Origin of the sequence: Aliiroseovarius sp. S253 (genome assembly GCF_049800855.1) — a bacterium.
In the GTDB taxonomy this organism is placed as follows: domain Bacteria; phylum Pseudomonadota; class Alphaproteobacteria; order Rhodobacterales; family Rhodobacteraceae; genus Aliiroseovarius.
This window is the reverse complement of the sequence record NZ_JBNAFW010000001.1, coordinates 2,203,212-2,227,150: the sequence shown is the minus strand read 5'-3', so window position 1 is coordinate 2,227,150 and position 23,939 is coordinate 2,203,212. Positions and strand designations below refer to the sequence as shown.

23 protein-coding genes are annotated in these 23,939 nt (G+C 57.9%); 11 read left to right on the top strand and 12 right to left on the bottom strand.

Annotated elements, in window-relative coordinates; translation table 11 throughout:
• Nucleotides 1–24 precede the first annotated feature (24 nt).
• Nucleotides 25–765 carry a YebC/PmpR family DNA-binding transcriptional regulator gene (locus tag ACP15F_RS10775; protein WP_424940793.1) on the top strand — a complete coding sequence of 247 codons (741 nt, stop codon included), beginning with the start codon at nt 25–27 and terminating at the stop codon, nt 763–765.
• A gap of 90 nt (nt 766–855) precedes the next feature.
• Nucleotides 856–1,761, top strand: coding sequence for a DMT family transporter (locus ACP15F_RS10770; RefSeq protein ID WP_424940792.1), 906 nt, complete (start codon nt 856–858; stop codon nt 1,759–1,761).
• 43 nt (nt 1,762–1,804) lie between these two features.
• Here ACP15F_RS10770 and ACP15F_RS10765 read toward each other — a convergent pair whose 3' ends face one another.
• Nucleotides 1,805–3,274 carry an ABC transporter substrate-binding protein gene (locus tag ACP15F_RS10765; RefSeq protein WP_424940791.1) on the bottom strand — a complete coding sequence of 490 codons (1,470 nt, stop codon included), beginning with the start codon at nt 3,272–3,274 and terminating at the stop codon, nt 1,805–1,807.
• 151 nt (nt 3,275–3,425) lie between these two features.
• Between ACP15F_RS10765 and panB the strand changes: the two genes are divergently transcribed.
• Together panB and panC are read left to right on the top strand one after the other, a co-directional pair.
• Complete coding sequence (gene panB, locus ACP15F_RS10760; RefSeq protein WP_424940790.1) at nt 3,426–4,253, top strand: 3-methyl-2-oxobutanoate hydroxymethyltransferase; 828 nt, start codon at nt 3,426–3,428, stop codon at nt 4,251–4,253.
• Entirely contained in the window at nt 4,250–5,086 is an 837-nt protein-coding gene (gene panC / locus ACP15F_RS10755; RefSeq protein WP_424940789.1) for a pantoate--beta-alanine ligase, read from the top strand. The genes panB and panC overlap by 4 nt, the downstream gene beginning before the upstream one ends.
• Before the next feature lie 14 nt (nt 5,087–5,100).
• Here panC and ACP15F_RS10750 read toward each other — a convergent pair whose 3' ends face one another.
• From ACP15F_RS10750 to ACP15F_RS10710, 9 genes are all read right to left on the bottom strand, one after another.
• On the bottom strand, nt 5,101–5,823 hold the full coding sequence (locus tag ACP15F_RS10750) for a ZIP family metal transporter (RefSeq protein WP_424940788.1): 723 nt from the start codon (nt 5,821–5,823) through the stop codon (nt 5,101–5,103).
• On the bottom strand, nt 5,820–6,599 hold the full coding sequence (locus tag ACP15F_RS10745; RefSeq protein ID WP_108857227.1) for a succinate dehydrogenase iron-sulfur subunit: 780 nt from the start codon (nt 6,597–6,599) through the stop codon (nt 5,820–5,822). Before ACP15F_RS10745 ends, ACP15F_RS10750 begins: the two co-directional genes overlap by 4 nt.
• 12 nt (nt 6,600–6,611) lie before the next feature.
• The gene (sdhA, locus tag ACP15F_RS10740) at nt 6,612–8,417 is read right to left on the bottom strand and encodes a succinate dehydrogenase flavoprotein subunit (protein ID WP_424940787.1); all 1,806 of its coding nucleotides are present in this window, start codon (nt 8,415–8,417) and stop codon (nt 6,612–6,614) included.
• 18 nt (nt 8,418–8,435) lie between these two features.
• Entirely contained in the window at nt 8,436–8,807 is a 372-nt protein-coding gene (gene sdhD / locus ACP15F_RS10735) for a succinate dehydrogenase, hydrophobic membrane anchor protein (protein ID WP_424940786.1), read from the bottom strand.
• A gap of 10 nt (nt 8,808–8,817) precedes the next feature.
• Entirely contained in the window at nt 8,818–9,201 is a 384-nt protein-coding gene (gene sdhC / locus ACP15F_RS10730) for a succinate dehydrogenase, cytochrome b556 subunit (RefSeq protein WP_424940785.1), read from the bottom strand.
• 282 nt (nt 9,202–9,483) lie between these two features.
• The gene (locus tag ACP15F_RS10725) at nt 9,484–10,488 is read right to left on the bottom strand and encodes a glycosyltransferase family 2 protein (protein WP_424940784.1); all 1,005 of its coding nucleotides are present in this window, start codon (nt 10,486–10,488) and stop codon (nt 9,484–9,486) included.
• A gap of 131 nt (nt 10,489–10,619) precedes the next feature.
• On the bottom strand, nt 10,620–11,654 hold the full coding sequence (locus tag ACP15F_RS10720; protein WP_424940783.1) for a MaoC family dehydratase: 1,035 nt from the start codon (nt 11,652–11,654) through the stop codon (nt 10,620–10,622).
• 68 nt (nt 11,655–11,722) lie between these two features.
• Nucleotides 11,723–12,271: an NnrU family protein gene (locus ACP15F_RS10715; protein WP_424940782.1), complete on the bottom strand. Its 549-nt coding sequence runs from the start codon at nt 12,269–12,271 to the stop codon at nt 11,723–11,725.
• A 23-nt stretch (nt 12,272–12,294) separates the two neighbouring features.
• On the bottom strand, nt 12,295–13,143 hold the full coding sequence (locus tag ACP15F_RS10710; protein ID WP_424940781.1) for an HpcH/HpaI aldolase/citrate lyase family protein: 849 nt from the start codon (nt 13,141–13,143) through the stop codon (nt 12,295–12,297).
• Nucleotides 13,144–13,448: 305 nt separating this feature from the next.
• On the opposite strand from ACP15F_RS10710, the gene ACP15F_RS10705 reads away from it, so the two are divergent.
• Nucleotides 13,449–13,772, top strand: a complete 324-nt coding sequence (locus ACP15F_RS10705; RefSeq protein ID WP_424940780.1) for a hypothetical protein — start codon at nt 13,449–13,451, stop codon at nt 13,770–13,772.
• Here the strand turns inward: ACP15F_RS10705 and ACP15F_RS10700 are convergent.
• Nucleotides 13,769–14,527 (bottom strand): sulfite exporter TauE/SafE family protein, encoded by a 759-nt coding sequence (locus tag ACP15F_RS10700; RefSeq protein ID WP_424940779.1) that lies wholly within the window; start codon nt 14,525–14,527, stop codon nt 13,769–13,771. The genes ACP15F_RS10705 and ACP15F_RS10700 overlap by 4 nt on opposite strands.
• Nucleotides 14,528–14,685: 158 nt before the next feature.
• Here ACP15F_RS10700 and mdh point away from each other — a divergent pair, with 158 nt between their 5' ends.
• Nucleotides 14,686–15,648: a malate dehydrogenase gene (gene mdh / locus ACP15F_RS10695; protein ID WP_108857218.1), complete on the top strand. Its 963-nt coding sequence runs from the start codon at nt 14,686–14,688 to the stop codon at nt 15,646–15,648.
• A 77-nt stretch (nt 15,649–15,725) separates the two neighbouring features.
• A complete protein-coding gene (locus tag ACP15F_RS10690) occupies nt 15,726–16,619 on the top strand; it encodes a putative nucleotide-diphospho-sugar transferase (protein WP_424940778.1) in 894 nt (297 codons plus the stop codon).
• Here the strand turns inward: ACP15F_RS10690 and ACP15F_RS10685 are convergent.
• Nucleotides 16,616–17,623: a glycosyltransferase family 2 protein gene (locus tag ACP15F_RS10685; protein ID WP_424940777.1), complete on the bottom strand. Its 1,008-nt coding sequence runs from the start codon at nt 17,621–17,623 to the stop codon at nt 16,616–16,618. The genes ACP15F_RS10690 and ACP15F_RS10685 overlap by 4 nt on opposite strands.
• A gap of 150 nt (nt 17,624–17,773) precedes the next feature.
• Here ACP15F_RS10685 and ACP15F_RS10680 point away from each other — a divergent pair, with 150 nt between their 5' ends.
• The 4 genes from ACP15F_RS10680 to ACP15F_RS10665 all read left to right on the top strand — a co-directional run bounded on the left by ACP15F_RS10680 (nt 17,774) and on the right by ACP15F_RS10665 (nt 23,939).
• A complete protein-coding gene (locus ACP15F_RS10680; protein WP_424940776.1) occupies nt 17,774–18,631 on the top strand; it encodes a putative nucleotide-diphospho-sugar transferase in 858 nt (285 codons plus the stop codon).
• A 186-nt stretch (nt 18,632–18,817) separates the two neighbouring features.
• On the top strand, nt 18,818–20,011 hold the full coding sequence (gene sucC, locus ACP15F_RS10675) for an ADP-forming succinate--CoA ligase subunit beta (protein WP_424940775.1): 1,194 nt from the start codon (nt 18,818–18,820) through the stop codon (nt 20,009–20,011).
• A gap of 4 nt (nt 20,012–20,015) precedes the next feature.
• Nucleotides 20,016–20,900, top strand: coding sequence for a succinate--CoA ligase subunit alpha (gene sucD, locus ACP15F_RS10670; protein ID WP_108857213.1), 885 nt, complete (start codon nt 20,016–20,018; stop codon nt 20,898–20,900).
• A gap of 60 nt (nt 20,901–20,960) precedes the next feature.
• On the top strand, nt 20,961–23,939 hold the full coding sequence (locus ACP15F_RS10665) for a 2-oxoglutarate dehydrogenase E1 component (RefSeq protein WP_424940774.1): 2,979 nt from the start codon (nt 20,961–20,963) through the stop codon (nt 23,937–23,939).

The following is a 23,939-nucleotide window of genomic DNA, read 5'->3' as shown; positions in this document are numbered from 1 at the left end:
CCGACACAGCAGACGGAGGTCGCCATGGCTGGCCACTCAAAATGGGCAAACATCCAGCACCGCAAAGGTCGCCAGGACAAACTGCGCTCGAAGCTCTTTTCGAAACTCGCAAAAGAGATCACCGTGGCCGCCAAAATGGGCGATCCTGATCCCGACAAGAACCCGCGTTTGCGTCTGGCTGTGAAAGAGGCCAAGTCGCAATCGGTTCCGAAGGACGTGATCGAACGCGCGATTAAGAAGTCGCAAGGTGGCGACGCTGAAAACTATGACGAGATCCGCTATGAAGGCTATGGCCCCAATGGCGTCGCGGTCATCGTCGAGACCATGACCGACAACAAAAACCGCACCGCGTCGACTGTGCGCTCAACCTTCTCGAAGAACGGCGGCAATCTGGGTGAAACCGGGTCGGTGGGCTTCATGTTCGACCGCAAAGGCGAAGTGATTTATGGCGCAGACGCTGGCGATGCAGACACCGTGATGGAAGCTGCCATCGAAGCGGGCGCCGAAGATTGCGAAAGCGATGAGAACGGCCACCGTATCACCTGTGCGGACACGGATCTGAACGAAGTGTCGACCGCGCTGGAAACTGCACTGGGTGAAAGTGAATCGACCAAGCTGATCTGGCAGCCGAACATCACGACCGAGCTGGACCTTGAGAATATGCAAAAGCTGATGAAGCTGCTGGATGCGCTTGAGGATGATGACGACGTGCAGCGCGTCACCACCAATTTCGAAGCCTCGGACGAGGTGATGGCGCAGCTGTAAGCGCGCCCTTGGAAAGAATTCAGACCCCGGTTCGGTTTTGCCGCGCCGGGGTCTCTTGTTTTTGTATCCAATCCAGTGTCTTGTCGCCGGATGAGCAGCACTCAGACCTTGGACCGCCCCGCGCATGGGATCGCATGGATGCTGGCGGCAGGGTTTCTGTTCGTCGGTCTGAACGTGCTGGTTAAATATGTAGGTCAGGCGATGCCCTCGTCCCAAGCGGCGTTTTTGCGGTTTCTGTTTGGCCTGTTGTTCGTCCTGCCCGCCCTTGTGAAACTTCCCCAAGCGCGGTTTTCACCGCTGGTCTGGCGGCTGTTTGTGGCGCGCGGCGTGGTGCATGTGGGCGCGGTGACGTGTTGGTTCTATGCCATGACCCAAATCACCATCGCCGAGGTGACGGCGATGAATTACCTGAACCCAATCTATGTCATGCTGGGCGCAGCAATGTTTCTGGGCGAGACGTTCTCGACTCGACGCATGATGGCGGTTGGCGTCGCGTTTATGGGCGTGCTGATCGTGTTGCGTCCCGGCGTACGCGAGCTGGGCGACGGCCATCTGGCGATGGTGTTCACCGCGATCTTCCTTGGTGCGTCCTATCTGATCGCGAAACGTCTTTCGCAAGACGCCACTGCCGCGCAGATCGTCGCGATGATGTCGGTAACCGTTACCATCGGTCTGCTGCCAGTGGCTTGGTACGTTTGGGAACCGGTCACGCTTGTTCAGGCGGGGTGGTTGGTTCTGGTAGCGTTTTTTGCCACGGCCGGGCACTACTCGATGACGCGCGCGTTTGCTGAGGCGCCTGTGTCCGTCACCCAACCCGTCACCTTCCTGCAGATCATCTGGGCGTCCGCAGTTGGCGTCTTCCTGTTCAACGAGCCTATCGATATGTGGGTGGTCATTGGCGCTGGCATGATCATGACCGCCGTCACCTATATCACGTGGCGCGAAGCTGTGCTGAAGCGCCGCGTAACACCCAATCCGAATGCGACGAAAACATAAAGGGCGCCCACTGCGGACGCCCTTTGATCGTGATTTCAGTTGATCAGTCCGACCAGCTAACGCCAGTCAGGTCATTGGCCTGAGTGGGCGCGTTTTCCCACAGCCCGTTGATCTTGGCATTTGCCACGCCGGTTTTTGCCAGCTGGAACAGATAGCCGTTCACATAGTCATCCGCGATGATCTGCTGGGCCTGTTTGTTTAGGTCTGACCGCATTGCAGGGTCTGAAGTGACCGAGAGCTTCTCGATCAGCGCTTGGAAATCAGCGTTATCATACTGGAAATAGTATTCCGGGCGGGCATAGATGTTGATGTCTGCGGGCTCGGTGTGACTCACGATGGTCAGATCGAAATCCTTGCCTTTGAACACCTGTTCGATCCATTGCGCCCATTCGAGGTTCGAGATCTCGGTCTGGATGCCGACATCACGCAGTTGGGCGGCGATGATCTCGCCCCCACGGCGGGCATAGGCGGGGGGCGGTAACATCAGGCGCAGGGTTAGATCTGTTGCTCCGGCTTCTGCCAGCAGAGCTTTCGACATCTCGGGGTCAAAACCGGATTGGTCGGTCAGATCCACATAGTCCGGGTTGTGCGGGGCAAAGTGAGTACCGATCGGTGTGCCATAGCCATGCATCGCGCCGTCGATGATGTCCTGACGGTTGATCGCATGCGCAATTGCTTTGCGCACGCGGACATCCGCCAGAGGGCCGGATTTGTTGTTGGTGGACAGGATCGTCTCGCCCTCGGTCGAGCCGACGATCACGGTGAAACGGGGGTCGGCCTCGAACTGGGCCAGCGTCTCGGGCGCAGGGAAGTTCGGGAAGGCATCTACGTCGCCAGCCATCATCGCCGCAAAGGCCGCGTTCGGGTCCGAGATGAACTTGAACGTCGCTGTTGCCAGCGCGGGCGCGTCGCCCCAATAGGCGTCGTTGCGCGCGATGCTCACATGATCGCCCTTGGCCCATTCGACAAAGGTGAACGGCCCGGTGCCGACCGGGTTGGTTGCCGCGTTCTCGATGCTTTCAGGCGCCACGATCACTGCATCCCCCCACGCCATGTTGAAGGGGAAGTTGCCGTTTGGGGCGGACAGCTTCACCGCGACCGAAGTCGGGCTGACGGCTGTCACGCTTTCGATATCCTTGAACAATGCCTTCTGCGCGTTGGTCGAATCCTCGGCCCGCGCACGATCCAGCGAGAACACCACGTCATCGGCATCCATTGTGGTACCATCGTGAAAACTCACACCCTCGCGCAGAGTGAAGGTATAGGTCAGGCCGTCTTCGCTGACGCTCCAATCACTGGCCAGCGCGGGCAGGACCGCGCCATCCGGACCAAATCTTGTCAGTCCCTCAAAGATGTTGGCGTAAACGACTTCGTCAATCGCAGCAGCGGCTCCGGCGGTCGGATCAAGGTTTGGCGGTTCCAGAACCATCCCCAGCGTGATTGCGTCGGACCCGGCCCAAGCGGTTGAGCTCATCAAAAGCCAAGCAGCGGCGGTTAGTTTTGGGTTGGTCATGGAAATCCTCCTTACCCGTTTTGCGGGACAAATCCCATGAAACGCGGGATTTTCCGTTTAGGCAAGGGAAAGACGTTCCGTCATTCCCCTTTGAAATTCTGCGCCGCAGCAATATAGTGTTTGCCAGCGAAGAGGATCAGGGGAGGAGACCATGAGCGCTTCGGCAAAAATTAAGACACCGACACCGTCGGATATTCGGGCCCGCAAGGGGGACACGCCTTTGGTGGTGTTGACCGCCTATGCCACACCAACCGCGGAAATGATGGACGCACATTGCGACGTCGTTCTGGTGGGTGACAGCGTGGGCATGGTGGTGCACGGGTTGCCTGACACATTGGGCGTTACGATGGAGATGATGTGCCTGCACGGTGCTGCAGTGAAGCGCGGCTTGAAGCAGGCCATGATGGTCGTCGATATGCCCTTCGGATCTTACGAAGAAAGCCCCGAGCAAGCCTTCCGTAACGCTGCACGCTTGATGCGTGAAACAGGGGCCGCAGCGGTGAAACTGGAAGGTGGCGTATCGATGGAAGAAACCATCCGCTTCCTGACCAGCCGATCGATTCCCGTCATGGCGCATATCGGTCTGACCCCTCAGGCGATCAACACTCTGGGCGGGTACAAAGTTCAGGGCCGTGGTGAAGACCGCGACCGTGTGATGGCCGACGCCAAAGCGGTCGAAGCGGCTGGCGCGTTCTCGGTTGTTCTGGAAAAGGTACCGGAAAGCCTGGCCAACGAGATCACCGAAGCCGTGTCGATCCCGACCATCGGGATCGGAGCCTCGGCGCAATGCGACGGGCAGGTTCTGGTGGTGGATGACATGCTGGGCCTATTCACGGCCTTCAAACCAAAATTCGCCAAGCGCTATGCGACCTTGGGCGTGGACGGTGAAAAAGCAATTGCCAAATATGCTCAAGAGGTGCGAAATCGCAGTTTCCCGGCGCCCGAGCACGTCTTTGCAGATGAGGTCAAAAAGAAATGAAGATCATTCGTTCCAAGGACGATCTGCGCACCCTGCGCCGCAGCTGGATTTTCAAAGGCGAACGGGTGGCCGTCGTGCCGACCATGGGCGCGCTTCATGCCGGGCATCTGTCCTTGGTGGAAGAGGCGAAGAAACACGCTGACCGCGTGATCGTCACGATCTTCGTGAACCCCAAGCAGTTCAACAACCCGGAAGATCTGGACAAGTACCCCCGCACGGAAGAGGACGACGCCGAGAAGCTGGCGCCCTATGGGATCGATGCGCTTTATGTGCCGACACCTGACCAAATCTACCCCGATGGGTTTGCGACCAATGTGCGGGTGTCTGGCCTGACCGAAGACCTCGAGGGCGCCCATCGCCCCGGTCATTTCGACGGCGTTGCGACCGTGGTGTCCAAGCTGTTTTTGCAATCGCGTGCAGATGTGGCTTGCTTCGGACAGAAAGACTATCAACAGATGCTATTGGTGCGTCGCTTGTCCGAGGACTTGGACATCGAGACCGAAGTAATCGGTTGCCCCACTGTGCGCGAAGAAGACGGGTTGGCGATGTCGTCGCGCAACGTGCGTCTGACCAAGGAAGAACGCGCCGTTGCACCTGTCTTGAAAGCCGAAATGGACCGTGCCGCCGAAGCCATCCGCCGAGGGGCCGAGCCACGCGTGGTTCTGGACAGCGCCAAGGCTCAGATTGAACGGGCGGGTTATGATGCGGTGGAGTATCTGGAGCTGCGGGACGCAGAGACATTGAAGCCGGTCAAAGACCTCTCGCGTCCTGCGCGCCTTTTGGCGGCGGCGATGCTGGGTGATGTACGGCTGATCGACAACATCGCGGTTTAAGCATTCGGCGGGGGCTATCCGGCTGTGGTCACGATGTGCCCTGCGAGCCCCAGCGAAAAACCCAATATGGCCCCAAGGGGCGGTGACCAGCTGCGTTTGATGCGCAGCTCGGGCGCGATGTCCTGAAACATCAGATACAGGATCCCGCCCGCTGCGAACAGCATCAGCCAACCCAGTACCATTGGGGCGTGCGCCAAAGCCGTCATGCCGATCAGTGCGGCAATGGGACCTAGCGGGACCAGCATCAGGAATAGAACTAGTCGGCGGGCGCGGGGCATCTGAGAACCTTGCTCCAATTCTCGATCAGCATTGAAACCTTCGGGTAAGTTCTGCGCGGCGATCAAGGCGGCCAGCAGAATGGCAAGTTGGGGTTCAGCGGCAATCACGGCCCCCAAAGCGATCGTCTCGGGAATAAAGTCCATCAGCATGGCCATGAACTGTGCTTTTGATCCGCCTTGCCGAGACAATGCGATATCGGCAGCAAGGGCGGCCAAGGCACCAAGGATGACGGGGAATAGGGCAGACAGGCCGCTGACACGCTCTAGCCCCTCGGGGATCAGTACAAGAGCGACAGCGGACAGCAGCGCGCCTGCACCAAACGCCATGATCCAATGATTGGCCTTATCCCGTAACGGGCCGGGGAACAGTCGATCAAACCGGGCAAGCCATGCCCCAAAAGGAATGGCCGCCCCGGCGAGGGCGGCCAATAGAATTGCATCTTGCAGATCGGCGATCAAAGCTGGCGTTCTACCATCATTTTCTTGATCGAAGCGATTGCCTTGGCCGGGTTTAGGCCTTTCGGGCAGGTCTTCGAGCAGTTCATGATCGTGTGGCAGCGATACAGTTTGAAGGGGTCTTCCAACTGGTCCAGACGCTCGCCTGTGGCTTCGTCGCGTGAATCAATGATCCAGCGATAAGCGTGCAGCAGCGCGGCCGGTCCAAGATACCGATCACCGTTCCACCAATAGCTCGGGCACGAGGTCGAGCAGCTGGCGCACATAACGCATTCATACAGACCATCAAGCTTCTTGCGGTCTTCAATCGACTGCTTCCACTCTTTCGCGGGGCGGTTGGTCTTGGTTTCCAGCCACGGCATGATCGAGGCGTGCTGCGCATAGAAATGCGTCAGGTCCGGGATCAGGTCTTTCACCACCGGCATGTGCGGCAGCGGATAGATCTTCACGTCGCCCTTGATCTCGTCCATCCCGTAAATACAGGCCAGCGTGTTGATCCCGTCGATGTTCATCGCGCAGGACCCACAGATGCCTTCACGGCACGAGCGGCGGAAAGTTAGGGTCGGATCAATCTCGTTCTTGATCTTGATCAGTGCGTCCAGAACCATCGGACCACACTTGTCCATGTCCAGGAAATAGGTGTCCACACGGGGGTTTTCACCATCATCCGGGTTCCAGCGATAGATCTGGAACTTGCGGACATTGCTTGCACCCTCGGGCTTGGGCCATGTCTTACCGACGCGAACGGTCGAGTTCTTGGGGAGCTTGAATTGTACCATCTGGCGTCCTCCTTAGAACGTACGCGCTTTGGGCGCGATTTTCTTCAAAGCGATGCCGCCTTCGGCTTCGGTGGTCAGCGGATCAACGACGACCGGACGATAGGACAGGTCAACCTTATTGCCTTCTACGCGGCTGACAGTGTGGACACGCCACTTCTTGTCGTCGCGTTCTGGGAAGTCCTCGTGTGCATGGGCGCCGCGGCTTTCTTCGCGGGCTTCTGCGCCGTGGATTGTGGCCAGAGCGTTGGGCATCAGGTTCGCCAGTTCCAGCGTTTCCATCAGGTCCGAGTTCCAGATCAGCGAGCGATCGGTCACTGCCAGGTCGTCCATCTTGGCGGCCACGGCGGTCATCTTCTCGACGCCTTCTTTCATGGTCTTGGCGGTACGGAATACGGCAGCATCTGCCTGCATCGTCTTCTGCATTTCCAGACGCAGGTCGGCGGTCGGAACCGCGCCACTTGCGTTGCGCAGACCATCGAAGCGATCAAAGGCTGCATCAACCGATGCTTGGTTCAGAACTGGGTTGGCGCTGTCCGCGTCTACAACCTTGCCAGCGCGGATCGCGGCGGCGCGGCCGAAGACCACAAGGTCAATCAGCGAGTTCGAGCCAAGGCGGTTTGCACCGTGTACCGACGCACAACCAGCTTCACCCACGGCCATCAGGCCGGGAACAACACCCGTCGGATCGTCAGCGGTCGGGTTCAGCACTTCACCCCAATAGTTGGTCGGGATGCCACCCATATTGTAGTGAACGGTCGGCAGAACCGGGATCGGTTCTTTGTTCACATCAACACCGGCAAAGATCTTGGCGCTTTCCGAAATGCCGGGCAGGCGTTCGGCCAGAGCCTCGGCAGGAAGGTGATCCAGATGCAGGAAGATGTGATCCCCTTCTGCACCCACACCGCGGCCTTCGCGGATCTCCATCGTCATCGAGCGGGATACATAGTCGCGCGGGGCAAGGTCTTTGTACTGGGGCGCATAACGCTCCATGAAACGCTCGCCTTCCGAGTTGACCAGATAGCCACCTTCGCCACGTGCACCTTCGGTGATCAGGCAGCCCGAACCGTAGATGCCGGTCGGGTGGAACTGAACGAACTCCATATCCTGCAGGGCCAGACCCGCACGGGCCACCATGCCGCCACCGTCGCCGGTGCAGGTGTGGGCCGAGGTGGCCGAGAAATACGCGCGGCCATAGCCGCCTGTGGCCAGCACAACCATCTTCGCGTTGAAGACGTGCATGGTGCCATCGTCCAGCTTCCAGCAAACTACGCCCTGACATTCACCGTCTTCCGACATGATCAGGTCGATGGCGAAGTATTCAACGTAGAATTCAGCGTTGTTCTTCAGCGACTGGCCGTAAAGCGTGTGCAGGATTGCGTGACCGGTCCGGTCAGCAGCAGCACAGGTTCGCTGCACAGCGGGGCCTTCACCGAACTCGGTGGTGTGGCCGCCGAACGGGCGCTGATAAATCTTACCTTCTTCGGTACGCGAGAAAGGAACGCCATAATGCTCCAGCTCGTACACCGCTTTGGGTGCCTCGCGGGCAAGGTATTCCATTGCATCCGTGTCGCCCAGCCAGTCCGAGCCCTTCACGGTGTCGTACATGTGCCACTGCCAGTTGTCCGGGCCCATATTGGACAGGGACGCGGCGATACCGCCCTGAGCCGCAACAGTGTGCGAGCGGGTCGGGAAAACTTTGGTCACACAAGCGGTGCGCAGACCTTGTTCGGCCATGCCAAGCGTGGCCCGCAGACCAGCGCCACCGGCGCCGACCACGACCACGTCATATTCGTGTGTTTCGTATTCGTAAGCTGCCATTTTGGTTGCTCTCCGGTCTTAAAAGGCGATGCGGCCGAGGCCATAAAGGCCAACTGCCAGAACTGTGTAGGCCAGCGCGGTGCAGACGATCACCAGAACTTTCTTGGTGACGCCGCGCGAGTAGTCCTCGATCACGACCTGAATGCCATGACGGAAGTGAACCATGGCGGTCACAAAGGTCATGGCTGCGATGATCGCGGGGAAGGGGCGCTGGTAATAGGCGATCGCTTCTTCATAGGGCAGGCCAAGGGCGCAACCGAAAGTCAAAGCGAACAGAGGCATCAGGATCAGAAGGCCAACGGCGGAAATCGCCTGTCCCCAGAAGTGCTCTGTACCAGAACCCGAAGAACCTTTGCCCACGGCGCGTTTGCGGTCAGTCATATATTGCATAACGGGCTCCTTACACGATCAGGGCGACGAGGATCGCCAGAACGACAGACCCGACGATGACGCCGATGCCCATTTTCTCGGCGGTTTCGACTTCAAGGCCGATGCCGATATCCCAGATCATGTGCCGCAGGCCGGAGAGCGCGTGATAGCAAAGCGCCCAGAGCGCGAGGAACATGATCACGTCCCCGATGAACGAGGTCATCAGACCGTTCACAATGTTGTAGTATCCTACCCCCATCGATGCGGCGAAGAACCACCAAGCGACCAAGATCGCAGCACCCAGCAGGGCTACCCCGGTGATCCGGGCGAAGATCGAGGTGATGGAGGTCAGCTGCGGGCGGTAAACTTGCAGATGCGGAGAAAGAGGGCGGTTGCCTCTGTTCACGTCGGCCATGGCGGCCTCCTTCTGTCTATTTCGACTTTGCGACAGGAATAGCGCCTTTTGCGGCACAGAGTCACGCAAGAAGCGACCGGAAAGTCGGGAAATTTGCGCTAACAGAGGGGTTTTGGGGGGCTTGTGATCACGCTTTTTGCAAATGTGATCACAGAATTGTATGCTGCTGTATTCCGACAAATCCAGTCGGAAATCCCAAGCGAGGCGCCTGTTTGAACCGTAGCCCCATTGCGCAGAGAGTAAATCGAAGCAGCCTGCGCGCTTCGGCCTGCGTCTAGACTTTTAGAGAACTTCAGAGAAGCGGCTTGGGATTCTCAGGCGAACCTCGGCGTCAACGTTTCCATAACTCATAGTCCAACCGGCCGAGTTCAATTGCGTCTGTGGCTGACGGATGATGTTACCGCGCATAGCGTTCCAGAATTGGGGCATTGCGTCATCAAGATCCAGTATAGGCATCGATGCTGATCGGCGATTGCGGCTCGAGTACCGCTGCATGTGCTTAGACCAGTAGCCCTTGGACCGCTCATGTGCCTTGTCTAGATGGGGATTGTCGACGAAGCTTGCTTGTCGCAGAAGATCGATCTCTTGGTTGATGGCCCGATCAGCGAAATGCAGATGGACCAGATAAGCATCTTCGGCCAGTTCAGGGTAGTGATCTGAATAATGAAAACCAGCAGCGAACTCGATCCGGTCGGAAACGATCACGGGTTTGCAGAACTGATAGCGGGTGCGCGTCATGTTGCGCTGCGCAAAGATAGGCTTCGACATATCCAATGCGCCAGCGTCTGGGTCATCAAGCAGGTCAAAATTAAAGGGCTTGAGTGATTGGTTCCGCCCGCGATGGGTCTCGACATAGTCGATCAATTGACCACCTTTGGCAGGATCTACGATCACCATTTCGTCGACGTCACCGACGATGACCGTCTTATACTCTGCCAGTAGAAAGGACACTGCGCCTGCAGCCAGATCTGACTTGCGGCGGGCAAAAAGAGCATCGACCCGGCTGCGCGGAAGGCCATAGATACGACATCCTTCGGCCACGCGTGAGACCATTGGGTCTTCGCCATGTGCAAAAACAAAAAGGTTCTCGCGACCAAGTTGCCCAGCATAATAGTCCACCCATTTTTGAAGATAGGCTTCCTCGTTCCAGACGAATGTCACAGCTGCCAAGGGCTTGCGTGTGTCGTTTTCAATGATCGGCGGTGCGACCGGCTTCGTGCGGTTTGCAGCGCTGGCCTGAAGTCCCACACCCCTGATTTGCGCGGCGAGACGCTTAATGCGTTTCATGAAACAACGTCCTTCATTTGGTCGACGACGACCTCTTCGCACAATGCGAGACGGGTTTAAAGGGTGGTGGTTGTGTATCGCTGAAGTGGATATGGCTTGGGACGAGAGTCCTAGTCCCAAGCCATGATGTTTTACCTCGGCATCAATACCCAATAGTCGAGATCAAGCATGACCTCGGGCAGGTATTTGCCGTCTTCACCTTTCAGCGCGAACTCGGGCGCGCCGTGTTTGACGGCGACCAAACGAAGGCGCACGGCACCCACACCGGGGGCGTCGGTATCGGCCTTGTCCAGAACTTCGGACCACGCGCGGATCGTGTCGCCCGAGAAGCAGGGGTTCGCGTGTGCACCGCCGTTCAGGCCAACGATCATCTGTGCGTTTGCCAAGCCATTGAAGGACAGCGCGCGCGCCATCGAGATCACGTGGCCACCATAGATCAAGCGCTGACCGTCCGGGCGGAAAGTGGCGTCGAAGTGGACCTTCGCCGTGTTTTGCCACAGGCGGGTGGCCATCATGTGCTCGGCTTCCTCGACCGTGACACCATCCACGTGGTCGATCTTTTCGCCCACCTCATAATCGCCCCAGCGATGCGGTTCGCCAGCCAGCGTAAAGTCGTAATCCTCGAATGACAGACCTTCGGGGATCGACAGGTCGCCCACCTCCAGCACGCCCTTCAGCTCGGGGATCACGGTTTCGGGGGCAGGGGCGTCCAGATCGCCTTTGCGCACCATCACCCAGCGGACATACTCCATCACCGGCTCGTCCATCTGGTTGAACCCGCGCGTGCGGACCCAGACCACACCCGATTTCCCGTTCGAGTTCTGCTTCAGCCCGATCACCTCGGATTGCGAGCGCAGCGTGTCGCCGGGATAGACCGGCTTCAGCCAGCGGCCTTCTGCATAGCCAAGGTTCGCAACGGCGTTCAGCGAGATGTCCGGCACGGTTTTGCCAAACACAACGTGGAAGGCGATCAGGTCGTCGATCGGCGAGCCTTCCAATCCGCAGGCCCCGGCGAACTCGTCCGAGGAATAGAGGGCATGGCGCGCCGGATAAAGTGCGTGATACAGCGCGCGTTCACCTTCGGCCACGGTGCGCGGCACGGCGTGGTCGATCACGTCGCCCAGCTTGTAATCTTCAAAGAAGCGTCCGGGATTGGTTTTGGCCATCAAAGCTCTCCAAATGTCGGGGCAGGCGTAGAGATCGGCCCACCGGTGTTAGGTCGCGCGCAGGTTGGTTACGCGCCGAATGGGGTCGGGCCGATCAACCCGTGAATATATCCGATGATCGCCAGCAACACGATCGAGGCCACGAAGAACATAGCGTCCTTGGCGATGGTGCCCTTTGGCTTGGGTTGCCAGTCGGGTTCTGCGCGGTTGATCACAACGATTTCCAGCACAGCCCAGACTGTCAGCGCCCCGAACAAGATCATCGAAGCCAGATCCGGGTTCACCATGATGTGCGCAACCGCCCAAATGATGAAACCTGTCAGCATCGGGTGGCGCATCTTGTAAAACAGCGCGCCTTTCGAGGGGCCAGGGCTCATGAAATAGAGCGCAAACAGAACCATCAGGTTGTTCACATGGCGCAACGCGGGCGGATATGCGTGAAGGTCTTGGCTGTCCGCCACTCGATACCCGAATACCATGAAAGCCACACCGATCAGGATCAGCGCTGCAGAGAGCCCTTTTGCCCGCTCGCCCATATTGGAATGGGCTCGGGGTAGGGCACGTTTCCAGAAATGGCCCCCGTACCAAAGAGCAATACCGAGAATAAGAAGCGTCATGGTGGGGTTCCTTCGCTGGGGCCTCAGCCCCCCATCGCGGCGATGGCGTCGGCTTTGGCCAGAATGGATTTTGCTGTCTCAACATGCAGGTTTTCGACGATTTTACCATCCACGACCGCAACGCCTTGACCGGATGCTTCGGCTTCCTCGAACGCAGCGATCTGACGCTTTGCCAGGTCAATCTCGGCCTCTGACGGAGCGAATGCGGCGTTGGCGGTCTCCAGCTGAGCCGGGTGGATCAGCGTCTTGCCGTCCATGCCCATGTCGCGGCCCTGATCACATTCGGCTTTCAGGCCTTCGTCGTCTTTGAACGCGTTGTAGACGCCATCAACGATCACAACCCCGTGGGCTTTAGCGGCGATCAGGCACATATGCAGCCCGCCCATCATCGGCAGGCGATCTGCGCGGAAGCGAGTGTTGAGTTCTTTTGCCAGATCGTTCGTGCCCATGACAAAGCCCTTTAGGCGCGGATGGGCAGCAATCTCGGCAGCGTTCAGCATGCCGATCGGGGTCTCCATCATCGCCCATAGATCCACGTCGGGGATCAGCGCGGCCAGTTCGTCCAGTTGCGCGGCCGAACCGACTTTCGGCATCAGGATCGCGTCGATATCTGCGCCCACAAAGGCCGCTACATCGTCTTTACCCCATTCGGTATCGAACCCGTTGATGCGGACGATCTTGGCACGGTTGCCATAGCCGCCTTTGTCCAGCTCGGCTTTCAGAATGGCACGAGCCTCGACTTTGGCATCGGGGGCAACGGCATCTTCAAGATCGAAAATGATCGCGTCAGCGGCAAGGCCACGGGCCTTTTCCAGCGCACGCTCTTTCGAGCCGGGGATGTAAAGGACGGAACGGTAAGGGCGTGTGGTCATGATTCTGTGTCTCCGCAATATTGTTGCGCAAGGGATCACATTTGCGCACCAATTCGCAAGGCAAACTTTGCCGCGATGCAGAAAATTTACGCTTGTTGCATGGGGGCGGCCTTGTTGGCGCGGCGCATTAACCACTTCTTCGGCTTCACCGCGCAGGCTTTTCACTGAGATGCCGAATGACGGAAGGGCTCACGGTTGGCCACTGACGCAATGGGATGCAGTTCGGCTTCAGTTGGAACACGGACCTGATGCCGCCGGTGCGCCGGTTGGCCCGGCAGAACGGCCCAAAAAGAAAGGACAGATCCATGAAACAGGACATTCTGGCCCTTGGACTTGGTGTCGGTGCGATTCTTTTGTCAGCCGGACAAATGCAGGCGCAGGGAACGACGCGTTGCGCCGACCGCGATTCAGTGGTGCAGCGTCTGACCGAATCTTATGGCGAAACGCGGCAATCCATCGGACTTGCGTCGGACCGGCAGGTAGTCGAGGTCTATGCGTCCGCTGACACGGGCACATGGACGATCACGGTAACGATGGCAAATGGTATGACCTGTCTGGTCGCTGCAGGGCAGGGGTATGAACAGCTCGACGAAGAACTGACCCCGGCAAGGCTTGGTAGTCCGGTCTAAGTCAGGCCTTCCCAAATCAGCTTGGTCCCGGTCAGGAGCAGGAACAGATAGGTGAAGCCGAAAAACAGGCGTTCGGACATCTTGTGGTGCAGATGCACCCCGATCCAGACGCCCAGCACGGCAAAGGGGATCAGCAGAAGATCTGCCTTTGCCGTTTGCCAAGTGAAGATCCCCAACACCGAATACGGTACGAATTTCATCAGATTGATGGCCCAAAAGCTGATCACAGTGGTCGCTTGAAAAGTCGTTTTATCTAGGTGCCGTGACAACAGGTACACCGCTGCCGGGGGACCTCCGGCATGGCTGATGAAGCTGGTGAAGCCAGCGACCGCTCCCCAAAAGACCCCCATGCGACCACGCATTGGCTGCGCTGCAGAGCGGATTAGCCCTTTCATGCGTGCAACTCGGAATGCGACGAAACCAACCGCGATCAGCCCGATCAGCAATCGGAATACATCTGGATTGGCGAACGAGTAGAGCAAGCTTCCGATTGCAACGCCCGGCACAGCCCCCCAAATCAAGTAGCTGGCTGACCTTGTGTCCCACTTGCGCCAAAAGGGCTTCAGCGCGGTCACATCCATCAGCATCAAAAGCGGTAACATCAGGCCAATGGCCGCCCCGGGTTCCAGAATCAGCGCAAGCAAAGGGGTTGCCGCAAAGGCGGCCCCCGACCCGAAGCCACCCTTGGAAATCCCGGCAAAGATCACTGCGGGAATGGCAAAGGCAAAGAAAGTGAGGTCTAGAACCTCGGGCATGTGACATCCTTCAAAAGGCTGGAAAATGGGCGCTTTAGCGCTATCTCGTGTCGCATTCGGATGCAAGCTATCTGTGTCGCCGCAGCGCAGCGCCCTTGCGCGAAAGGCACTTTCAGACTAGGCATGCGCCCGAAAACAACTGATCGGAGATCACACTCATGGCCAGAACCAAGATTGCGCTTATCGGTAGCGGCATGATCGGGGGCACCCTTGCTCACCTCGCTGCACTGAAAGAAATGGGCGACGTTGTCCTTTTCGATATCGCGGACGGCATCCCCCAGGGTAAAGCACTCGACATCGCGGAAAGCGGCCCCGTTGAAGGGTTCGACGCAGCTCTTTCGGGCACCACGTCCTACGAAGATATTGCCGGCGCAGACGTCTGCATCGTCACCGCTGGTGTTCCGCGCAAGCCGGGCATGAGCCGCGATGACCTGCTGGGCATCAACCTGAAAGTCATGAAATCGGTTGGCGAAGGCATCAAAGAGCACGCCCCGAACGCATTCGTGATCTGTATCACCAACCCGCTGGACGCCATGGTTTGGGCTCTGCGCGAATTCTCGGGCCTGCCCCACAACAAAGTGGTTGGCATGGCTGGCGTTCTGGATTCGGCACGCTTCCGTCACTTCCTGTCGGTCGAATTCGACGTATCCATGCGCGACGTCACTGCTTTCGTACTGGGCGGCCACGGCGACACCATGGTTCCGCTGACCCGTTACTCGACCGTTGGCGGCATCCCGCTGCCGGATCTGGTGAAGATGGGTTGGACCAGCCAAGAGAAACTGGACGCCATCGTTCAGCGCACCCGTGACGGTGGCGCCGAGATCGTTGGCCTGCTGAAAACCGGTTCGGCCTACTACGCCCCGGCTGCTTCGGCGATCGAAATGGCTCAGGCTTACCTGAACGACCAGAAACGCGTTCTGCCTGCTGCTGCCTACGTTGATGGCGCCTACGGCCTTGACGGTTTCTATGTTGGCGTACCGACCGTGATCGGTGCCAACGGCATCGAAAAAGTCATCGACATCGAGCTGAGCAAAGACGAGCAAGCCATGTTCGACAAATCGGTCGACGCGGTGAAGGGTCTTGTTGAGGCCTGTAAGGGCATTGACAGCTCGCTGGCATAAGACCAGATTTATAACCGTTCGTTTACAAGTTGCGCCGCTCAAGTTGAGCGGCGCAATTTTTTTGAAAGAGGCGCATTGTGTCAGACCCAAAGGGAAATGGTTTCATCTTCGCGGCAACGGGCGCGAAATACGTTAATCTTGCACGGCGCGCTGTCCGCAGCTTGCGGCAGGTGATGCCTGATGCCCAAGTGGATCTGTTCACGGATGCCGAGTTGGTTGATCCGGCCTTTGACCGCATTCACAAGCTGTCCGACAGTTATTTTCGTCCGAAGATGGAGGCGATGCGGCGTACTCGGTTCGAGCGGACGGTTTATTTGGATTGCGACATTGTGGTGCTGATGGACGTGTCCGAACTGTTCCAATTGCTGGATCGGTTCGATCTTGCGTCGTCGTTCGCCTTTGCACGCGATGGTGAGCGACTGGTTCAGGACGGTACGATGCCTCGCAGTTTTGGTCTGCTAAATGCGGGTGTTATTGCCATCAAAACCACAGAGAAGACGAAGGAACTTGTAGCGAACTGGGACCAGACCGTCCGAGAGCGGGACGCCGATATGGATCAGCCAACTTTGCGCGAGTTGCTATGGAAATCGGACCTGTCGATGTTTGCATTGCCGCAGGAATACAACTTGATTGCCGTTTGGACGCTTGACACTTGGAGGCCCAAGCAGGGCGCACCGCGGATCCTGCACAGCCAACGTCTTCATAGAATTGCCGCTGGGGATCCGGAAACCCCGTTCACCATGGAAGAGGCGCTACCGGTCCGTCGACAGCGCGAACACCTTGAGTTTCTTCTTGAGTGTGATGCCAAGGTCGGGGCGCAGGAGGTTGGCAAACTGCCATCGCCCGCCACTCAGTTGGCCAAGAAACTAAGCGAAACAGAATTCAAGCTGCGCGCGGCCGAGCGGGAGCTGAAATATGTGCGCAAATTGACAAACCCGCTTCGCAAGATACGCGCATCGCTGCGTGGTTAAGCGCGTTTAGATGATTGGTCGCGGATTAGTTCAACCACGTCTTCGAGCGCGCTGGTGAGACACGCATCAAACCGTTCTGCTGAGAAATCGGCCGCCAAGCCGGGTGCATGGGTGGCCACAGCATGATCCAGATCTAGCGGGCAGGTCAGAAGGGCGTCCTGTGCCTTTAGTATGTTCTGCTGTTTGGTTGAAAGATGAAAGATCTCGGCGTGCAACGCCAAGCCCTCAGTCAGCGGATCACGCGCTGCCATCACACGTTCAATGCCGGCCCTGCGTCGGTTGTGGAGCGTTTGAAGCAGTGCTTTGCCCTGTATTGCATAGCGAAGTGACTTTAACAGCCAATGGCGGGCAGTCATTCCGTCAAAGTGCAAGATCCGCGCCCTTGCTTTCGTTCGACCGGGTAAAGCTTTACCTTGGAATTCCTCTTTGACGGCGTGAATGGCAATGAATTTGCGATCGGCCAGCCGGGCCATCGCTTTGCCTGAAGTATGGCCAGACAGTCCGTTCTGCAAGTAGCTGTGCGCTGGGCCATAGACCTCACCCATCCTTGCGATGGTCAGGCCCGATGCGCGGAACGCCCCATCGAAGATCCCATTCTCGGGCGCGGTCCAGACACGTTCTAAGTTTGGAATGTGCAACCAGGTTTCGGCGTGGGCAAGCTCTTCTTCAATTCCATCGGGTGCCCATAGAAATTCGTCGGCGTCTGCGTGCAAAAGCCAATCGGTATTCTGTTTCTGTGCAATGATGTTGGCGTTCAACGTCTGTCGTCGTGTTTGCCAGCTGGGGCGCTTTTCCTGATCCAGAGCGTTCCAATGGTTGTCGTCACACAGGGTGACGTCGACGCCGGGAATGGCGGCCATGACCTCGGCTGCTGGGTCATTTGGATCATCGAAGAAAAGATGTACACGCTGCGCACCCATGCGCAGGTGATGGCACGCAAAGGCCAGCACAAGCGGAAGCGGTTCGCGTATTGTTGAAACGACAGACCAGCTGGGAATAGACATTTGGAAATACTCAGAGCAGTAGACACCCAATTCTATCACCGTGGCCAAGTCGCCAGCAATGACAAAGCGTTGAGAGAGGGGTGATTGCTGCGGAGGTTGGATTGGACTAAAGCGGAGGAAATACTGTCCAGCTTTGGTTAGGAGCTTTTCGTGACCCTACTTTTCCCAATGACCGCCGATGACGGCTTTGTCTTTGCTGCAACCGGCGCTCAATATCGCGGGTTGGCGCAGCGGGCGGCGCGGTCGTTGCGGGCCGTGATGGGAGATGATATTCAGATTGACCTTTTTGCTGACGCGCATGTGGATGATCCCGTGTTCAATCAGGTTCACATCCTGAACTATGTCGGCACCCGCCCTAAAATGGAGGCCCTGCGCGAGAGCCGCTTTGCCCAAACGGTCTATCTGGATTGCGATGTGGTCGCGGTGGCTGATTGCTCGGACATGTTCGCACTGCTCAGGCAGTTCGATTGCATTGGGGCGCATGATCAATACGGCAATGGCACCGTGCCGATGCATCAGCCGACACAGGATTTGCCCACCGGATTTCGTCAGATCAACAGTGGTGTCATGGGTATCCGCAAGTCTGAGAAGACACAGGCCTTCCTACGCAGCTGGGAGCAGCGCATGACAGGCGAGGGCGAGCGTTGGGACCAGCCAGTCCTTCGTGAACTTCTGTGGGACAGCGATTTGCGCGTCTGGATCCTGCCGCCGGAATACAACCTGATGCATACGGGCTATATGCCTGCCATGGGCAAACGTATGGCCGCGCCACGCCTTTTGCACATCACCACCCTGCACGAGATTATCGGCATCGATGAGAAGACAGATCAGCCGTTTGATCTGACTGAACTGGTGGGAAAGGGCGCGCTGACGGCGCTGCACGACCTGCTGGGCCGAGACCGCACTTTGGGGGCTGCGCCATCCGCCCGTGATAGGATTGGAGACCTGTTGCGCCGCTATCCCAAGGTCGAAAAACGCGCCCGCTCGATCTGGCGTCGTTTGCGATAGATCAAGATTCGCAAACGGCCTGATCTTCCAAATATTAACGATTTGTGATCACGCATTTTGAGGTGTGATCACAAAAATGGCGACTTCACCGGAATTTCGCCCAATTTTGCAAAAAACATTTTTGCCTAGCGCTTCACCTGTGCATCTTGTCCGGGACCCAATGGACCAACTGGATAGGATGATTTCATGAACATTCATGAATACCAGGCGAAGGCCCTTCTGAAATCCTACGGCGCACCCGTTTCGGACGGCCGCGTTGTACTGAAAGCAGAAGATGCCAAGACCGCCGCAGGTGAACTCGACGGCCCCCTCTGGGTGGTGAAAGCACAGATCCACGCAGGTGGCCGCGGCAAGGGTTCCTTCAAGGAAGCCGACGCTGGCGAAAAAGGTGGTGTGCGCCTGACCAAATCGGTCGAGGAAGCCGCTGAAGAAGCCAAGAAGATGCTGGGCCGCACCCTTGTGACCCACCAGACCGGCCCGGCCGGTAAGCAGGTTAACCGTATCTACATCGAAGCCGGTTCCGGCATCGAGCGTGAGCTGTACCTTGCTCTGCTGGTAGATCGCCAGACCTCGCGCATTTCGTTCGTTTGCTCGACCGAAGGCGGCATGGACATCGAGGAAGTGGCAGCCGCCACCCCCGAAAAGATCCTGAGCTTCTCGGTTGATCCGGCCACCGGATACCAAGGTTTCCACGGCCGCCGCATCGCGTTTGCGCTGGGCCTGGAAGGTGCACAGATCAAGCAGTGTGTTGCTCTGATGGGCAAGCTCTACAAAGCCTTCACCGAGAAGGACATGGAGATGCTTGAGATCAACCCGCTGATCATCTCGGATAGCGGCGACATCAAAGTGCTGGACGCCAAAGTTGGCTTCGACGGCAACGCCGTTTATCGCCACCCGGATATCGCCGAACTGCGCGACACCACCGAAGAAGACCCGAAAGAGCTGGAAGCGTCGAAATACGACCTGAACTATATCGCTCTGGACGGTGAAATTGGCTGCATGGTGAACGGTGCTGGTCTGGCAATGGCCACCATGGACATCATCAAGCTGTACGGCGCTGAGCCGGCCAACTTCCTGGACGTTGGTGGCGGCGCCACCAAAGAGAAAGTGACCGAAGCCTTCAAGATCATCACCTCGGACCCCAACGTAAAGGGCATCCTCGTGAACATCTTCGGCGGCATCATGCGCTGTGACGTCATCGCCGAGGGCGTTGTTGCAGCCGTGAAAGAAGTGGGCCTGCAGGTTCCGCTGGTCGTGCGTCTGGAAGGCACCAACGTGGAAGCCGGTAAAGACATCATCAACAACTCGGATGTTGATGTGATCGCTGCCGACAACCTGTCGGACGGCGCAGAGAAAATCGTGAAAGCGGTGAAAGGCTAAGACAATGGCAGTTCTTATTGACGAAAATACCAAGGTCATCTGTCAGGGTCTGACCGGCTCGCAGGGTACCTTTCACTCGGAACAGGCCATTGCATATGGCACCAAAATGGTCGGTGGTGTAACGCCGGGCAAAGGTGGCCAGACGCATCTGGACCTGCCGATCTTCAACTCGGTTCACGAAGCCAAGCACGTCACCGAAGCCAACGCTTCCGTGATCTATGTGCCGCCGCCCTTCGCAGCGGATTCGATCCTTGAAGCGATCGACGCAGAGATGGAACTGATCGTTTGTATCACCGAGGGCATTCCGGTGCTCGACATGATGCGCGTTCAGCGTGCTCTGGAAGGCTCGGCCTCGCGTCTTGTGGGCCCGAACTGCCCCGGCGTGATCACCCCCGGCGCCTGTAAAATCGGCATCATGCCCGGCCACATCCACCAGCGCGGTAGCGTAGGTGTTGTGTCGCGCTCGGGTACGCTGACCTATGAGGCTGTGAAACAGACCACCGATATCGGTCTGGGCCAGTCGACTGCGGTTGGCATCGGTGGCGACCCCATCAAGGGCACCGAGCATATCGACGTTTTGGACATGTTCCTGGACGACGACGAAACTCAGTCGATCATCATGATCGGTGAGATCGGTGGTTCGGCAGAAGAAGAAGCTGCTGAATTCCTGGCCGAACAGAAGAAAAAAGGCCGCTGGAAGCCGGTTGCTGGCTTCATCGCTGGCCGTACGGCACCTCCGGGACGCCGCATGGGCCACGCTGGTGCCATCGTTGCTGGTGGTAAAGGCGGTGCTGAAGACAAGATCGAAGCCATGCGTGCTGCTGGCATTGTGGTGGCAGACAGCCCCGCGACGCTGGGCGAGGCCGTGCTGGAAGCGATCGGCAAGTAAGACGACTCTCGCGCGCCCCAAACCCTTGGGGCGCGCGTTTTCAATTTCTCAGGTGACCCAATGAACGACCAGAGCCCCAACGACATCTTCCATGCATCAAGCTTCATGCAAGGCCACAATGCCGAGTATCTGGAGCAGCTTTACGCCCAGTATGTGAAAGATCCCAGCGCGGTTGACGCCGCTTGGCATGCCTTTTTCGCAGAGCTTGGGGATGACGCCCGCGATGTGACCGCCGAGGCCGCTGGCCCCAGCTGGGCACGTGGTGACTGGCCCCCGATGCCGGATGGCGACCGGGTGCACGCACTGGACGGTCAATGGCCTGAAGCCCCTGCCGAAGAAGGCAAGGCAGCTGCCAAGAAGATCGAGGCGAAGGCTGCAGAGAAGGGTGTGACCCTTTCTGATGATCAGGTAAAACGCGCTGTTCTGGACTCGATCCGGGCGCTGATGCTGATCCGTGCTTATCGTATTCGCGGTCACCTTGTTGCGGATCTGGATCCGTTGGGCATGCAGAAACCCACGCCCCATCCCGAGCTTGATCCTGCGTCCTATGGTTTCACCGAAGCGGACATGGATCGCCCGATCTTTATCGATAATGTTCTGGGACTTGAGGTCGCGTCGATCCGCCAGATCCTTGATATCGTGAAGCGCACCTATTGCGGCACCTTTGCGCTGCAATACATGCACATCTCGAACCCGGAAGAAGCCGGTTGGCTGAAAGAACGTATCGAAGGGTTCGACAAGGAAATCCGCTTCACGCAGGAAGGCCGTAAGGCGATCCTGAACAAGCTGGTCGAGGCCGAAGGTTTCGAGAAATTCCTGCACGTGAAGTATATGGGCACCAAGCGTTTCGGCCTTGATGGCGGCGAAGCGCTGATCCCGGCGATGGAGCAGATCATCAAGCGCGGCGGTCAGCTGGGCCTGAAAGATATCGTCATCGGCATGCCCCACCGTGGCCGCCTGTCGGTTCTGGCCAATGTGATGCAGAAGCCTTACCGCGCGATTTTCAACGAATTCCAAGGCGGCAGCTTCAAACCGGACGAAGTCGATGGTTCGGGCGACGTGAAGTACCACCTTGGTGCCTCGTCGGACCGTCAGTTTGACGACAACAAGGTTCACCTATCGCTTACCGCGAATCCCTCGCACCTTGAGGCCGTGAACCCTGTGGTTCTGGGTAAGGTCCGCGCCAAGCAAGAACAGATGAACGACGAGGATCGTGATCAGGTTCTGCCGATCCTTCTGCACGGTGACGCGGCCTTTGCTGGCCAGGGTGTCGTGGCGGAAGGCTTCGGCCTGTCGGGGCTGGTCGGTCACAAGACCGGCGGCACGATGCATATCGTGGTGAACAACCAGATCGGCTTTACGACAGCTCCGCATTTCAGCCGTTCGTCGCCCTATCCGACGGATATCGCCCTGATGGTGGAAGCCCCGATCTTCCACGTGAATGGCGACGACCCGGAAGCCGTAGTCCACGCTGCCCGCGTCGCGACCGAGTTCCGCCAGAAGTTCCACAAAGACGTGGTTCTGGACATCTTCTGTTATCGCCGGTTTGGTCACAACGAAGGCGACGAGCCGATGTTCACCAATCCGATGATGTACAAGAACATCAAGAAGCATAAGACCACGTTGCAGCTGTATACCGAGCGTCTGGTCAAGGATGGCCTGATCCCGGAAGGCGAGATTGAGGACATGAAAGCGGCCTTCCAGGCCCACATGAACGAAGAGTTCGAGGCCGGGAAAGATTATAAGCCCAACAAGGCCGACTGGCTGGATGGGCGTTGGTCGCACCTTGATCGCAACAGTGACGAATACCAGCGCGGCAAGACCGAGATTTCGACCGACACCTTCACCGAGGTGGGCAAAGCCCTGTCGACGGCTCCGGAAAACTTCCCGATGCACAAGACCGTTGGGCGTCTTTTGGATACCAAGGCGAAGATGTTCGCGAACGGCACTGGTTTTGACTGGGCGACCGCAGAAGCTCTGGCCTTTGGCTCGCTTTTGACTGAAGGCTTCCCGGTGCGTCTGTCCGGTCAGGACTGTACGCGCGGGACGTTCTCGCAGCGCCATTCGGGCCTGATCAATCAGGACAACGAAGAGCGTTACTATCCGCTGAACAACATCCGCGAAGGTCAGGCCCATTACGAGGTCATCGACTCGATGCTGTCGGAATATGCGGTGCTGGGTTTCGAATATGGCTATTCGCTGGCTGAACCCAACGCGCTGGTGATGTGGGAAGCCCAGTTTGGCGACTTTGCCAACGGCGCGCAGATCATGTTCGACCAGTTCATCTCGTCGGGCGAAAGCAAATGGCTGCGTATGTCCGGTCTGACCGTCCTTCTGCCGCACGGTTTCGAAGGGCAGGGGCCGGAACACAGCTCGGCCCGTCTGGAGCGTTTCCTGCAGATGTGTGGTGGTGACAACTGGATCGTGGCGAATTGCTCGACCCCAGCGAACTATTTCCACATCCTGCGCCGCCAGCTGCATCGCGGCTACCGTAAGCCTTTGATCATGATGACGCCGAAATCGCTTCTGCGTCACAAGCTGTGCGTGTCGGACGCCAAGGACTTCACTGAAGGTTCAAGCTTCCACCGCGTATTGTGGGATGATGGCGATCGTGACAATGGCACGGGCCGTTCGGACGCCAAGCTGGTGAAAGACGACAAGATCAAGCGCGTCGTCATGTGCTCGGGCAAGGTTTACTATGACCTGCTGGAAGAGCGCGACAAGCGTGGCATCAACGACGTTTATATCCTGCGTCTTGAGCAGTTCTATCCGTTCCCGGCCATGTCCTGCGTCAAGGAACTTGAGCGCTTCAAACAGGCGGAAATCGTCTGGTGTCAGGAAGAACCGAAAAACCAAGGTTCGTGGACTTTTGTCGAACCGAATATCGAATGGGTGCTGACCCGCATCGGCGCGAAACATACGCGTCCGGTCTATGCTGGTCGTCCGGCTGCGGCCTCGCCCGCAACGGGTCTGGCATCGACCCACAAAGCACAACAAGAAGCGCTGGTTGATGCCGCGCTGACTATTGAAGGGAAATAA